This window comes from Pseudomonas sp. Irchel 3E19 (assembly GCF_900187585.1).
Lineage (GTDB): Bacteria > Pseudomonadota > Gammaproteobacteria > Pseudomonadales > Pseudomonadaceae > Aquipseudomonas > Aquipseudomonas baetica.
Window position 1 is genome coordinate 35,846 of record NZ_FYDT01000036.1, and the last position, 14,102, is coordinate 49,947.

Annotated in this window: 11 protein-coding genes; 4 read left to right on the forward strand and 7 right to left on the reverse strand. The window is 59.9% G+C overall.

All coding sequences use genetic code 11. From position 1 onward, the window contains the following. Positions 1-71 precede the first annotated feature (71 nt). The 4 genes from guaA to CKW18_RS20760 form a co-directional block, all read right to left on the reverse strand. Positions 72-1,649, reverse strand: coding sequence for a glutamine-hydrolyzing GMP synthase (guaA, locus tag CKW18_RS20745; protein WP_095190513.1), 1,578 nt, complete (start codon positions 1,647-1,649; stop codon positions 72-74). Positions 1,650-1,748: 99 nt separating this feature from the next. After that, the gene (gene guaB, locus CKW18_RS20750; RefSeq protein ID WP_007916845.1) at positions 1,749-3,218 is read right to left on the reverse strand and encodes an IMP dehydrogenase; all 1,470 of its coding nucleotides are present in this window, start codon (positions 3,216-3,218) and stop codon (positions 1,749-1,751) included. Positions 3,219-3,334: 116 nt separating this feature from the next. Further along, complete coding sequence (locus CKW18_RS20755) at positions 3,335-3,883, reverse strand: sugar ABC transporter ATPase (RefSeq protein WP_095190514.1); 549 nt, start codon at positions 3,881-3,883, stop codon at positions 3,335-3,337. 136 nt (positions 3,884-4,019) lie between these two features. Beyond that, positions 4,020-4,787, reverse strand: a complete 768-nt coding sequence (locus CKW18_RS20760) for a sulfite exporter TauE/SafE family protein (protein ID WP_095190515.1) — start codon at positions 4,785-4,787, stop codon at positions 4,020-4,022. 99 nt (positions 4,788-4,886) lie between these two features. Here CKW18_RS20760 and CKW18_RS20765 point away from each other — a divergent pair, with 99 nt between their 5' ends. The 4 genes from CKW18_RS20765 to leuA all read left to right on the forward strand — a co-directional run bounded on the left by CKW18_RS20765 (position 4,887) and on the right by leuA (position 10,306). Then, a complete protein-coding gene (locus CKW18_RS20765) occupies positions 4,887-5,819 on the forward strand; it encodes a LysR family transcriptional regulator (protein WP_095190516.1) in 933 nt (310 codons plus the stop codon). 97 nt (positions 5,820-5,916) lie between these two features. After that, positions 5,917-7,296 carry an exodeoxyribonuclease VII large subunit gene (gene xseA, locus CKW18_RS20770; RefSeq protein ID WP_095190517.1) on the forward strand — a complete coding sequence of 460 codons (1,380 nt, stop codon included), beginning with the start codon at positions 5,917-5,919 and terminating at the stop codon, positions 7,294-7,296. Between the two features lie 3 nt (positions 7,297-7,299). Further along, complete coding sequence (locus tag CKW18_RS20775) at positions 7,300-8,121, forward strand: M23 family metallopeptidase (protein WP_095190518.1); 822 nt, start codon at positions 7,300-7,302, stop codon at positions 8,119-8,121. Positions 8,122-8,626: 505 nt separating this feature from the next. Next, positions 8,627-10,306: a 2-isopropylmalate synthase gene (leuA, locus tag CKW18_RS20785; RefSeq protein ID WP_095190520.1), complete on the forward strand. Its 1,680-nt coding sequence runs from the start codon at positions 8,627-8,629 to the stop codon at positions 10,304-10,306. 203 nt (positions 10,307-10,509) lie between these two features. Here the strand turns inward: leuA and CKW18_RS20790 are convergent, their stop codons facing one another. The 3 genes from CKW18_RS20790 to der form a co-directional block, all read right to left on the reverse strand. Further along, a complete protein-coding gene (locus CKW18_RS20790) occupies positions 10,510-11,301 on the reverse strand; it encodes an amidohydrolase (RefSeq protein ID WP_095190521.1) in 792 nt (263 codons plus the stop codon). Beyond that, a complete protein-coding gene (locus tag CKW18_RS20795) occupies positions 11,289-12,437 on the reverse strand; it encodes a pyridoxal phosphate-dependent aminotransferase (protein WP_095190522.1) in 1,149 nt (382 codons plus the stop codon). Before CKW18_RS20795 ends, CKW18_RS20790 begins: the two co-directional genes overlap by 13 nt. Positions 12,438-12,594: 157 nt before the next feature. Beyond that, positions 12,595-14,064: a ribosome biogenesis GTPase Der gene (gene der, locus CKW18_RS20800; RefSeq protein ID WP_095190523.1), complete on the reverse strand. Its 1,470-nt coding sequence runs from the start codon at positions 14,062-14,064 to the stop codon at positions 12,595-12,597. Between the last annotated feature and the right edge of the window lie 38 nt (positions 14,065-14,102).

The window sequence follows — 14,102 nt, forward strand, 5'->3', positions numbered from 1 at the left end:
AACCAAATAGTTCACCCAACAAAAAAGGCGCCTAAGCGCCTTTTTTGTTCACCACGAAACAACCAGCAGGATCACTCCCACTCAATCGTCGCCGGCGGCTTGCTCGACACGTCGTAAGTGACGCGGGAGATGCCTTCGATTTCATTGATGATGCGGCCGGATACGGTTTCCAGCAGTTCGTAAGGCAGGTGAGCCCAACGCGCAGTCATGAAGTCGATGGTTTCTACGGCACGCAGGGCTACAACCCAAGCGTAACGACGGCCATCGCCTACCACGCCAACCGATTTCACCGGCTGGAACACTACGAACGCCTGGCTGACTTTGTGGTACCAGTCGGCTTTGCGCAGTTCTTCGATGAAGATGTGGTCGGCACGACGCAGCAGGTCGGCGTATTCCTTCTTCACTTCACCGAGGATGCGCACGCCCAGACCCGGGCCCGGGAACGGGTGACGGTAGACCATGTCGTACGGCAGGCCCAGTTCCAGGCCCAGACGACGGACTTCGTCCTTGAACAGTTCGCGCAGTGGCTCGACCAGTTTCAGGTTCATCTCTTCCGGCAGACCGCCCACATTGTGGTGCGATTTGATCACGTGCGCCTTGCCGCTTTTCGCGCCAGCCGACTCGATCACGTCCGGGTAGATGGTGCCCTGAGCGAGGTACTTGATGTTTTCCAGTTTGTTGGACTGAGCATCGAAGACGTCGATGAAGGTGCGACCGATGATCTTGCGCTTCTTCTCAGGATCCGCTTCGCCGGCCAGGTTGTTGAGGAACTGGTCTTCAGCGTTGGCGCGAATCACTTTGACGCCCATGTTCTCGGCGAACATGGCCATCACTTGCTCGCCTTCGTGCAGACGCAGCAGGCCGTTGTCGACGAACACGCAGGTCAGTTGATCGCCAATGGCTTTGTGCAGCAGTGCAGCAACCACCGAGGAGTCAACGCCGCCGGACAGACCCAGCAGCACGTTGTCGGTGCCGACTTGTGCGCGGATGTTGGCGATGGCGTCTTCAGCGATCTTCGACGGCGTCCACAGGGCTTCACAGCCGCAGATGTCGAGAACGAAGCGCGACAGGATGCGACCGCCCTGCTTGGTGTGCGTCACTTCCGGGTGGAACTGCACGCCGTAGTAGGCGCGATCGTCGTTGAACATGCCGGCGATCGGGCAGCTCGGGGTGCTGGCCAGGATGTGGAAGTCTTCCGGCATCTTGGTGACCTTGTCACCGTGGCTCATCCACACGTCGAGGCCGAACAGGCCATCAGCGTCGATGTGATCCTCGATGCCGTCGAGCAGACGGCTCTTGCCGACCACGTCGACACGGGCGTAACCGAACTCGCGCAGTTCAGAACCTTCCACTTTGCCGCCCAGTTGCTCGGCCATGGTCTGCATGCCGTAGCAGATACCGAAGACCGGGACGCCCAGGTCAAACACCGCCTGCGGGCAGCGCGGGCTGTTGGCTTCGTGCACGGACTCGGGGCCGCCGGCGAGGATGACGCCTTTAGGCGCGAATTCGCGGATCGCATCTTCGTCCATGTCGAACGGGTGCAGCTCGCAGTACACACCGATCTCACGCACGCGGCGGGCGATCAGTTGGGTGTACTGGGAACCGAAGTCGAGGATCAGGATGCGGTGAGCGTGAATATCGAGGGCCATGATTCAGTCTCGTCTAAGTCGTTCAGAAACAGTCGTGATTCAGAAACAACTCGGGGCTGAATCAAACAGCCCCGGTTGCTTACTTTATTGCTTGAAGGCTCAACCTACGCGGTAGTTTGGCGCTTCTTTAGTGATCTGCACGTCGTGAACGTGGGATTCGGCCATACCAGCGCCGGTGATCCGCACGAACTCAGGCTTGGTGCGCATTTCTTCGATATTGGCGCTACCGGTGTAGCCCATCGAGGAACGCAGACCGCCCATCAACTGGTGAATGATCGCGCTCAGGGTGCCTTTGTACGGCACACGGCCTTCGATGCCTTCCGGAACGAGTTTCTCGGCGCCTGCCGAGGAGTCCTGGAAATAGCGGTCGGAAGAGCCTTGCGCCTGGGACATGGCGCCCAGCGAACCCATGCCGCGATAAGCCTTGTACGAACGGCCCTGGAACAGTTCGATCTCGCCCGGTGCTTCTTCAGTACCGGCGAACATCGAGCCCATCATCACGCAGGAAGCACCGGCCACGATGGCCTTGGACAGGTCACCGGAGAAACGGATGCCGCCGTCGGCGATCAGCGGTACGCCGGTGCCTTCAAGGGCAGCGGCAACGTTGGCGATGGCACTGATTTGCGGAACGCCGACACCGGCGACGATGCGGGTGGTGCAGATCGAGCCAGGGCCGATACCGACCTTGACTGCGTCAGCGCCTGCTTCGGCCAGAGCCTTGGCAGCGGCGCCGGTGGCGATGTTGCCGCCGATCACCTGCACTTCAGGGAAATTCTCTTTGACCCAGCGAACGCGGTCGATCACGCCTTTGGAGTGGCCGTGCGCGGTATCGACTACCACGACGTCTACGCCAGCGTTGACCAGAGCGGCTACGCGATCACCGGTGTCTTTACCGGTGCCGACAGCAGCGCCAACGCGCAGACGACCTTGATCGTCCTTGCTGGCCAGCGGGTAGGCTTTGGCTTTTTCGATGTCGTTGACGGTCATCATGCCTTTGAGGGCGAATTTGTCGTCGACGATCAGCACGCGCTCGATGCGGTGCTTGTGCAGCAGTTCGCGTGCTTCGTCCTTGCTCGCGCCTTCCTTGATCGTGACCAGACGCTCTTTGGGCGTCATCACTTCACGGACGGTGGCTTCCAGACGGCTTTCGAAACGCACGTCACGGGAAGTGACGATGCCGACCAGGTCGCCATCGTGCAGGACCGGAACGCCGGAAATGTTGTGCATGCGAGTCAATTCGAACAGGTCACGAACCGTGGCATCTGCCTCGATGGTGATCGGATCCTTGACGACGCCGGCTTCGAACTTCTTGACCTTGCGCACTTCGGCAGCTTGCTGCTCGATGGTCATGTTCTTGTGGATAATGCCGATGCCACCTTCCTGAGCCATGGCGATTGCCAGACGGGCTTCAGTAACGGTGTCCATGGCGGCAGAAACCAGAGGAATGTTCAGTTCGATGCCACGGGTAAGGCGGGTCTTGAGACTGACTTCGTTAGGAAGCACCTCGGAATAACCGGGCACTAGGAGAATGTCGTCGAATGTCAGAGCTTCTTGGCTGATACGCAGCATCGCGGGGGCTCCCGAGCGGGAAAATGGAAGCGCGCCATTATAGTCAGACACCCCCTGCTGTTCAATGTAAAACTCAGCTTAATATCAATGTTGCTGATGTACGGGGATCCCCGCCGCTACAGCTCCACCTTGACCCAAGAGACAGGTTGATCGAGCCAATCAGCGAACTCATCGATAAAGCTTTGCTTGAAGCCGGCCTCAAGCCAGTTATTGAAGATGAAACCAAGGTTGGAAAACGCGCATTCCTGCAAAAACAGAAAACCGTTGATGTCATCTTCATGCCCGCATTCGGGGCAAGTGAAGTTGTCTGTGCGGCCCGGGAACCAGTCTTCCAGGCTTTCGAACAGTGCTTCGCCGACTTCACGACGGCACTCGGCGCAACCGGCTTCTTCGAGAAAACCCTTTGCCGGGGTATAGATGCAGCGCTTGGTGACGATCTCCAACCCGTTGATCGGCTCGCCGAAGGGCAGCGCCTCGGGATGCAACACCACGGCGCGGGCGCCATCAGCGATGGCGTGAGCCATGCGGTTGCCGGTGCGACCGCAGGTGGTCAGTTCTTCTTCGATGATGTTCTTGCGCACCAGCCAGCGCACGATCGCCCGGGCCCGGGGTTCGTGGACCGGCAGGGTGGAGATTTTCGGGACGATGATGCTTTGCGAGTTCATGGACAGTCCTGCGGTATGGCTTCTGACGCCTTCGCGAGCAAGCCCGCTCCCACATTGGAATGCATTTCCCTGTGGGAGCGGGCTTGCCCGCGAAGGGGCCCTGAAGGCCGGCAGCTTAATCCCTGACAAAATCCGGTCAAGTACTCAAATAGCGCCCGATCAACGCCAGACCACTGGCCAGCACCAGCCAGGTCACCAGTCGCACAAACGCCTCGCGGGATAAACGCATCGTCAACCGCCGCCCAACCCACAATCCCAGCGCCATGGCCGGCAACAGACACAGCGCCAGCATCAACAAGGGTAGCTCGGCATACACACCTGCGATGGCGAACAGACTCAAACGCACCACCGTGCTGCAACTGATCAGCGCACTTTGCGTGGCCCGGGCTGCGTCTTTCGGCAAACGGCTATTGAGATAGATCGCATAAAGAAAGCCGCCACTGCCAAACAACGCCCCGAACAGGCCACCCACCGTGCCCATCGGCACTGCCCACCCTGCGGACAATTGCGCGGGCCGCGCTTTGACCCACAAGCTGTAAACCGCATAAGCGCTGATGAACACCCCCATCAACAGCAACAACAGATCGGATTTAAGGTTGAGCAAAAAAATAACCCCCAACGTACACCCCACCGCCATGCACGGCAGCAACCGCAACAGCTCCGGTTTAGCCACATCGCGCCGCGACGGCAGCAGATTGCCGAACGCGGCGACGAAATCCAGCAGCACCAGCAACGGCACGATTTTCGACAACGGCATGAACAGAATCAGAATTGGCCCCGCCACCAATGCCGTGCCGAACCCGGCAATGCCGAACACGATATAAGCCAAGGCGATCCCCAACGCGATCACCGCCCAGCCTCCTGCGCCCCATGTCCATTCACTCAACAACGCCACCGCACTCATCGATCCGCTTCCTTAACAAGCCTGTGACGACTTTAGCCAGCGCAGAGGGTTGCGACTAATATCTTCCAGGCCGCTTACCCATCTCGAAAAGGCATACCTGTGCTTTCAACCCGCCAATTACGTTACTTCGTGGAAATTGCCGAATGCGGCAGTTTCAGTGCTGCAGCTGAACGTTTGTTCGTTGCGCAATCGGCGCTGAGCCGGCAGATCAAGGACATGGAAGCCCGCCTGCAAACCCCGCTGTTCGAGCGCACCGCGCGCCAGCCTCGCCTCACAGCGGCTGGGGAAGCATTTCTGCCGCGAGCAAGAAATCTGCTGAACGAGCTGAGCAAGGCCAGCGCCATGGCCACCGAGGTCGGCAATGGCCAGCTCGGCACATTGCGCCTCAGTCACTCCAGCACTGTGTCTATCAGTGGCCGGCTGCTCAGTGACATTGGCGCTTATCTGCAGCAACAGCCCGGCGTGTCACTGGATATCGGCAAGTTGTCTTCCGAGGCGCAATTGGAAGAGTTGGCCGAAGGACGCCTCGATGTCGGCCTGCTGCGCCTGCCCGTATTGCGTCAGCGTGAAGGGATTCAGGTGGTGCCGCTGTTTATTGAGCGCTTGCTGCTGGCAGTTCCGATGGGGCATCGGTTGGCTGCAGCCGAACGTGTCGACTTGGCCCAACTGAAGGACGAGGCGTTCATCTCGATCCCGCACCCGCAACGCGGCGGCCTGAGTTATCTGTGTGCCGAGCTGTGCATGCGTCACGGCTTCTTCCCGAAAGCCGCGCGGGTGATGTCGCGCAAAACCACGCAATTGCAGTTGATCCAGGCCGGTTTTGGCATCGCTCTGCTGCCCGAATCCATGCAGGTCATCGCCCCGAGCGGCGTGCGCTTTCTGCCCCTGGCCGATCCCGACTGCCACAGCACCGTCGCCCTCGCCTATCGCCAGAATCCAACACCCCTGACGCACCACTTCATCCAGACCTTCACAAATCCCTCCTGTGGGAGCGAGCCTGCTCGCGAAGGCGCCGTGTCAGTCATCATCTGAATCGTCTGTAACGCCGCTTTCGCGAGCAGGCTCGCTCCCACAGGCTTTTGTGTTGTGTCATGGTGATTGACTGGCAAATGCCTTTAAACTGCGCCCCATGATTAAAGATCCCTTTGCAAGACTTGGCCTGGACCGTGAAGTCCTGACCGTCAGCCAGCTCAACGGCCGCGCGCGGGTGTTGCTAGAAGACGTGTTCAGCAACATCTGGGTCGAGGGCGAAATCTCCAACCTCGCCCGCCCGGCGTCCGGCCACATCTATTTCACCCTCAAGGACAGTGGCGCCCAGGTGCGTTGCGCGCTGTTCCGGCAGAACGCGGCGCGGGTGCGTCAGGCGTTGAAAGACGGCCTGGCGGTGAAGGTGCGCGGCAAGGTTTCGCTGTTCGAGGGCCGTGGCGACTATCAACTGATTCTCGACACCGTCGAGCCGGCCGGGGACGGCGCCCTGCGTCTGGCCTTCGATGCGCTGAAGGAAAAGCTCAACGCCGAAGGCCTGTTCAGTGCCGAGCGCAAAGTGCCGCTGCCGGCGCATCCACAGCGCATCGGCATCATCAGTTCGCCGACCGGCGCGGTGATCCGCGACATCATCAGCGTGTTCCGCCGCCGTGCGCCGCAAGTGCAACTGACGTTGATTCCGACCGCCGTGCAGGGTCGCGAAGCCACCGCACAGATCGTTCGCGCCTTGAAGATGGCGGACGCGCATGGCTTCGACGCACTGATCCTCGCCCGTGGCGGCGGCTCGCTGGAAGACCTCTGGTGCTTCAACGAAGAAGCCGTAGCGCGCGCAGTCGATGCCTGTGTGACACCGATTGTCAGCGCCGTTGGCCATGAAACCGATGTATCGATCAGCGATTTCGTCGCCGACGTACGCGCACCGACGCCGTCCGCCGCCGCTGAGTTGCTCGCCCCCGATTCCAGCCACCTGATCCGTCAGGTTGAAAGCCTGCACCGCCGCCTGGTGATGCGCATGCGTGACCGCTTGATGCGCGATCGCCTGCGCCTGGAAGGCATGGCCCGTCGCCTGCGCCATCCCGGCGAACGACTGCGCCAGCAGGCTCAGCGCCTGGATGATCTGGACATGCGTATGCGCCGGGCATTCGAACGCAGCCTCAATACCCGTCGCGAACGCCTGATACGCGTGGAGACCCGCCTCGCCGGGCAGCATCCGGGGCGGCAACTGGCGATGTTGCGCCAACGTCTGGAAAGCCTCGCCGAACGCTTGCCGCGCGCCATGCGCGAAGGTCTGAAGAACCGCCGCCTGCAACTGCACAGTCAAATGCAGACGCTGCATGTGGTCAGCCCACTGGCGACCCTTGGGCGTGGTTACAGCATTCTGCTCGACGAACGCGGCCATGCGATTCGCAACGCCGCGCAAACCCATACCGGCCAGCGCCTGAAAGCCAAACTCGGCGAAGGCGAACTGCAAGTGCGCGTCGAGGACAATCACCTCACGCCTGTCACCCTTTCTTTACTGGACTGATCCATGCCGCGTTTTCTCGCTCCACTGTTTTTGCTCTGTCTGACCTTCAATGCCCACGCCGACAGTTACATCACCCGGCTGTTGAACAAACCGGTGCCGGGCGGCGTGGCAGTGGTTGATCTGGGCGCCGCTGCGCAGGCACCGAAAGCCACGTATCAGGGCAAACCGGTACTGGTAGTAAAAGAACAGAACAACTGGCTGGCGATTGTTGGCGTGCCGCTGACCGTCAAACCCGGCGCACAGCAGATCAACAGTGGCGGGCGTAATCTGCCGTTCACGGTTGGTAACAAGAAATACCCGGAACAGCGCATCACCCTGAAGAATACCCAGCAGGTCAATCCGAACCCGGCCAACCTCAAGCGCATCGAAGGCGAGCTGGCCGAGCAGATCAAGGCTTACCGCAGCTTCAGCCCGAACACGCCGAGCAATCTGCTGCTGGACAAACCGGTCAACGGGCCGCTGTCGAGCAAGTTCGGTGTGCGTCGATTCTTCAACGGTGAAGAGCGCAACCCGCATGCTGGCCTCGACTTTGCGGTGCCGGCGGGCACGCCGATCAAGACCCCGGCGGGAGGCAAGGTGATTCTGACCGGTAACTACTTCTTCAACGGCAACACGGTATTTGTCGACCATGGCCAGGGCTTTATCAGCATGTTCTGCCATATGTCGAAAATTGACGTGAAGGTTGGCGATCAACTGGCGCGTGGCGCGGTGGTGGGCAAGGTCGGTTCGACGGGGCGGGCGACCGGGCCGCACATGCACTGGAATATCAGCCTGAACGATGCGCGGGTGGATCCGGCGATTTTCATTGGTGCATTCCAGCCCTGATTCCTCAGTGAAGGCTGCTGGCCTCTTCGGGAGCAAGCCCCCTCCCACACGTTTCTCCGGTGTACACAAGATTTTCGAACATCCCGGATCATTGTGGGAGGGGGCTTGCTCCCGAAGGCGGTCTTCCATACACCGAAATATGCACAGACAAACCACTCCACCCCAAATCATGAAGAGCCCATCTTCCTGAATTGCGCAGCTATCAAACCCTGCGCAAAACTAACAACGATCTATGGCATTAAGCACAATAAAATCGCGCAAAATCCAGCTTTTCGAGTATTCCTCTCAATTTTTTTCGACTGCTTGCCATCCTCCCCACCCGCGGTTAGGGTTGAAGGCATGAAAACCTCTCACACCCTCATTCAGCTTCGCCAGCACCGCAGCCTGTGCCTCGTCAGCGCACGACTGCCAGGCTGAATCGCGGCACCTCGTCCCACGCTTTCCCTGAACATTCGTAACACCGGCAGGCCGCCTCTTTTCGGCCCAGACAATAAGGAATTTCCCGATGAGCATGCTCAAAGATCCGTCTTCGAAATACCGCGCGTTCCCCGTCATCAACCTGCCGGATCGCACCTGGCCGTCGAAAACCATCGACGCCGCGCCGATCTGGTGCAGCTCCGACCTGCGCGACGGCAACCAGTCGCTGATCGAGCCAATGGACGCTGTGAAGAAACTGCGTTTCTGGAAGACCCTGGTGCAGGTCGGCGTGAAGGAAATCGAAGCGTCCTTCCCGGCCGCTTCGCAAACCGATTTCGACTTCGTGCGTACCCTCATCGAAGAAGGCCACATCCCGGACGACACCACCATTCAGGTGCTGACCCAGGGCCGTGAAGACTTGATCGAGCGCACGTTCGAATCCCTGCGCGGTGCGAAAAAAGCCATCGTTCACCTGTACAACGCCACCTCGCCGTCTTTCCGTCGCATCGTCTTCAATCAGGACAAGGACGGCATCAAGGCCATCGCAGTCAACGCCGCCAAGCTGTTCGTCAAATACGCAGCGATGCAGCCGGACACCGAGTGGACGTTCGAATACTCGCCGGAAACCTTCAGCGCCACCGAGCTGGAATTCGCCAAGGAAGTCTGTGACGCAGTGATCGAGGTCTGGAACCCGACGCCTGAACACAAGATGATCCTCAACCTGCCGGCCACTGTTGAATGCGCGACCCCGAACATTTACGCCGATCAGATCGAATGGTTCGGCCGTAACATCAACCGTCGTGACAGCGTGATCATCAGCCTGCACACCCACAATGACCGTGGCACCGGCGTGGCCGCCACCGAACTGGGCCTGATGGCCGGCGCCGACCGTGTCGAAGGCTGCCTGTTCGGTAACGGCGAGCGTACCGGTAACGTCGACCTCGTCACCGTAGCCCTGAACATGTACACCCAGGGCGTTGACCCTGAGCTGGACTTTTCCGACATCGACGGCGTGCGCAAAGTCGTCGAAGAGTGCAACCAGATCCAGGTTCACCCTCGTCACCCGTACGTCGGCGACCTGGTCCACACCGCGTTCTCCGGCTCGCACCAGGATGCGATCCGCAAGGGCTTTGCCCAGCAAAAATCCGACACCCTGTGGGAAGTGCCGTACTTGCCGATCGACCCGGCCGACATCGGCCGCAGCTACGAGGCAGTGATTCGTGTGAACAGCCAGTCGGGCAAGGGCGGCATCGCTTACTTGCTGGAACAGGAATACGGCATCAGCCTGCCGCGTCGCATGCAGATCGAGTTCAGCCAGGTCGTGCAGCGTGAAACCGACCGTCTGGGTCTGGAGATGACCGCCAAGCAGATTCACTCGCTGTTGATCAGCGAATACCTGCAAGCCAACACCCCGTACGCGCTGGTCAGCCATCGCCTGCAGGAAGAAAACGGCAACAGCGCCGTCGAAGTGGAAGTGGCCAGCCAGGGTCAGGGCGAAACCAATCTGCACTGGCGCGGCAAAGGCAACGGTGCGCTGGAAGCACTGGTGGCCGGTCTGCCGATTCCGGTGGAAATCATGGACTACAACGAACACGCGATCGGCGCGGGCACCAACGCCAAGGCAGCGGCTTACATCGAGCTGCGCGTGAACGGCGAACGTGCGGTACACGGCGTGGGTATCGATGAAAACATCACCACCGCCAGCTTCAAGGCACTGTTCAGTGCACTGAACCGCTCGCTGAGCCAGCCGGAAGCGAAAGCGGCGTAAGCCATCGCTGAAATGCAAAGGGCCCCGAAGTGCGAACTTCGGGGCCTTTTTTTGCCTGATGTTTTTTGTATTGACTGGTCTGGCCCCTTCGCGAGCAGGCTCGCTCCCACAGTGGTCGCGGTGTACATGAAATCGGGTGTACACCCACAATCCCTGTGGGAGCGGGCTTGCCCGCGAAGAGGTCCGCACAGACAACCCGCAAATCAGGTGAACTCGAAGGTATCCGCATCCAGATTCGCCGGAAAACGCTCGCGGTAAGCCGCCAGTGGTGCCGCTTCCAGCACTGCCTTGAACACGCCGTCAGCCTCCCCCGCCGCCAGCAGGCTCTCACCCTGGAAATCGAGTACCTGACTGTCGCCGGTGTAGGCAAAGCCCTTGCCGTCAGTCCCTACTCGATTCACCGCCGCCACGTAGCAGAGGTTTTCGATGGCGCGTGCTGGCAGCAGACGATTCCAGTGCAGGCGTCGCGCACCCGGCCAGTTGGCGGTGTACAGCAGCAGATCGGTGTCCTGTGCATCGCGGCTCCACACCGGGAAGCGCAGGTCATAGCAAATCAGCGGACGAATCCGCCAACCCTTGAGCTCAAACTGCACCTGGCGCTCGCCGGGTGTGTAGTGGTTGTGCTCGCCGGCCATGCGGAACAGGTGACGCTTGTCGTAATGCAGCACTTCGCCGTCGGGCCGCGCCCAGAGCAGGCGATTGCGATGACTACCGTCGGCCGCCTGAATGATCACGCTGCCGGTGATCACCGCATTCAGCTTGGCTGCCTGCACTTTCAGCCATTTGCTGGTCGGACCATTCTCGACTTCGGCGAGGGTTTCCGACTCCATGGAGAAACCGGTGGTGAACATCTCCGGCAGGATAATCAGATCCGCCCCCCGCGCCTGCTCCAGCAATGCATCAAAATGCTCAAGATTGGCTTGGCGGTCATGCCAGGCCAGGCTGGTCTGGATCAGCGCCAGATTGAGATCGGGCAAGGTACTCAGATCGCGCATAATTTGGCCGCCGCTTCGCGCAGCGTCTCCTCGCGTTTGGCAAAGCACAGGCGCACAAGGCGCTGGCCTTCGGGTGGGCTCTGATAGAACACCGACACCGGAATACTCGCCACACCGTGCTCGCGGGTCATCCACATGGCCATCTCGACGTCGTTCAGGTCGGGACGAATCTGCGAGTAATCGACCAGTTGGAAGTACGTACCGGTGACACGGGTAAAGCTGAATCGCGACGGTGCCAGCAGATCGCAGAACAGATCACGTTTGGCCTGATAGAAACCCGGCAACTCTTCGACGTGTTCCGGGTGCTCGGCCATGTAATCGGCCAAGGCATATTGCAGCGGCGTGACGCCGCAGAAACTGACGTACTGATGCACCTTGCGCAGTTCCGCAGTCAACGCTGGCGGTGCGACGACATAGCCGGTTTTCCAGCCAGTGACGTGGTAAGTCTTGCCGAACGAGCTGACCACAAAGGCACGCCGATACAGCTCCTCGTGGGCGAGCACGCTGACATGCGGCACGCCGTCGAACACCAGGTGTTCGTAGACTTCGTCGCTGATCAGATAGATGTCACGGTCACGAATCAACGCCGCCAACTGATCCAGCTCGGCGCGGCTGATCAAGGCACCGCTCGGGTTGTGCGGGGTGTTGAGGACGATCATTTTCGTGCGTGGGGTCAGGGCCGCTGCAAGCTTGCCGAAATCGATGGAGAAATCGTCTGGCCTCAACTGCACATGCACGCAACGACCGCCCGCCAGCTCCGTCGCGGGCTCGTAACTGTCGTAGCACGGGTCGAACACGATGACTTCGTCACCGCTGTGGATAACCGCCTGAATGGCGCAGAAGATCGCCTGGGTCGCGCCCGGCGTCACCGTCACCTCATGTTCAGCATCGACATTCACGCCGTAACTGCGGGCGATCTTCGCTGAGATCTGCTCGCGCAGTGCCGGCAGGCCGGTCATCGGCGAATACTGGTTGTGGCCACTGGCAATATGCCGACCTACCGCATCGCGCAGGGACTGCGGGCCGTCGAAATCAGGAAAACCCTGGGACAGGTTGATGGCTCCGGTCTGCGCCGCGAGCTGAGACATCTGCGTGAAAATAGTGATGCCGACATTCGGCAGCTTACTGGTGATCATCGGGGGTTCCCTGCTCTGCACCCGGCTCTGACGACGGCGCGGGAGAGCCCGAGGATAGCCCATCCGGCGCCCATAAAAAAAGGGCGCCTGCCGGCGCCCTTCTCTTTCAATGATCGTTCCCACGCTCTGCGTGGGAACGATCAAATGACCATCTCCATCACTTCTTGTCGCGGCGCTTCTTGTCGGCTTTCTTGGTGTGCGACATCATCCGACGCTTCCTGTTGACCTGGCGATCGGTCAGCGTGTTTTTGTTGCCTTCGTACGGGTTCTCGCCGCCCTTGAACTCGATGCGGATCGGCGTACCGACCAGCTTCAGCACACGACGGTAAGTGTTCTCCAGATAGCGCACGTACGACTTCGGCACTTTCTCGATCTGGTTACCGTGGATCACGATGATCGGCGGGTTCGCGCCACCCAAGTGGGCGTAACGCAGCTTGATCCGGCGGTTGTTGACCATCGGTGGCGCGTGCTCGCCAACCGCGTCTTCCAGAATCTGGGTCAGACGGTTGGTCGGCCAGCGGGTGACCGCCGACTTGAACGAGTTCTGTACGGAAGCGTAGAGGTTGCCCACGCCAGTGCCGTGCAGTGCCGAGATGAAGTGGATGTCGGCGTAGTCAACGAAGAACAGGCGACGCTGCAGCTCGACCTTGACGAAGTCGCGCTCGCTCGGCGTCATGCCGTCCCACTTGTTGATCGCGATCACCAGCGCACGACCGGCCTCGATCGCGAAGCCCAGCAGGTTGAGGTCGTGATCGACCACGCCTTCGCGGGCGTCCATCACGAAGATCACCACGTTGGCGTCTTTGATCGCCTGCAGGGTTTTGACCACGGAGAACTTTTCGACTTCTTCGTGGATCTTGCCGCGCTTGCGTACACCGGCGGTGTCGATCAGCGTGTACTTCTCTTCATTGCGTTCGAACGGGATGTAGATACTGTCGCGCGTGGTGCCGGGTTGGTCGTAGACGATTACCCGGTCTTCACCGAGCATCCGGTTGACCAGAGTCGACTTGCCGACGTTCGGACGACCGATGATGGCGATCTTGATCCCGTCTTTTTCGCTCGGGCCAGGAATGCGCTTGGCTTCCTCACCTTCGGCAACGACTTCTTCTTCGCCGTCTTCCGGCTCTTCTGCGTCTCTCGGGAAATCACCCAAGGCGATTTCCAGCATCTGAGTGATGCCACGGCCGTGAGCACCGGCGATCGGAATCGCGTGGCCCATGCCTAACGGAGCAAACTCAGCGCGGGCCATTTCCGGGTCGATGTTGTCGACCTTGTTGGCAACCACGTAGGAGCGCTTGTTACGTTTGCGCAAGTGTTCGGCGATCATCTGGTCAGCGGCGGTAAAACCGGCCTTGGCATCTACCAGGAACAGCACAACATCTGCTTCTTCAATGGCCAGCAGCGACTGCTCGGCCATTTTTTCGTCCATACCGTGCTCGTCACCGGAGATACCACCGGTGTCGACCAGAATGTAGGAACGCCCTTGCCACTTGGCCTCACCGTACTGGCGATCACGGGTCAGACCGGACAAGTCGCCGACGATGGCGTCGCGAGTCCTGGTCAGGCGGTTGAACAAGGTGGATTTGCCGACGTTCGGTCGGCCCACCAGGGCGATTACGGGAACCATGCGGCTCTCCACTTCGTTATTTCAGAAAATACAAAAGC

Excerpts from the sequence above, each read along its gene's own strand:
- guaA (WP_095190513.1), bottom strand. The coding sequence starts at position 1,649 with ATGGCCCTCGATATTCACGCTCACCGCATCCTGATCCTCGACTTCGGT.
- guaB (WP_007916845.1), bottom strand. The coding sequence starts at position 3,218 with ATGCTGCGTATCAGCCAAGAAGCTCTGACATTCGACGACATTCTCCTA.
- CKW18_RS20755 (WP_095190514.1), bottom strand. The coding sequence starts at position 3,883 with ATGAACTCGCAAAGCATCATCGTCCCGAAAATCTCCACCCTGCCGGTC.
- CKW18_RS20760 (WP_095190515.1), bottom strand. The coding sequence starts at position 4,787 with ATGAGTGCGGTGGCGTTGTTGAGTGAATGGACATGGGGCGCAGGAGGC.
- xseA (WP_095190517.1), top strand. The coding sequence starts at position 5,917 with ATGATTAAAGATCCCTTTGCAAGACTTGGCCTGGACCGTGAAGTCCTG.
- CKW18_RS20775 (WP_095190518.1), top strand. The coding sequence starts at position 7,300 with ATGCCGCGTTTTCTCGCTCCACTGTTTTTGCTCTGTCTGACCTTCAAT.
- leuA (WP_095190520.1), top strand. The coding sequence starts at position 8,627 with ATGAGCATGCTCAAAGATCCGTCTTCGAAATACCGCGCGTTCCCCGTC.
- CKW18_RS20790 (WP_095190521.1), bottom strand. The coding sequence starts at position 11,301 with ATGCGCGATCTGAGTACCTTGCCCGATCTCAATCTGGCGCTGATCCAG.
- CKW18_RS20795 (WP_095190522.1), bottom strand. The coding sequence starts at position 12,437 with ATGATCACCAGTAAGCTGCCGAATGTCGGCATCACTATTTTCACGCAG.
- der (WP_095190523.1), bottom strand. The coding sequence starts at position 14,064 with ATGGTTCCCGTAATCGCCCTGGTGGGCCGACCGAACGTCGGCAAATCC.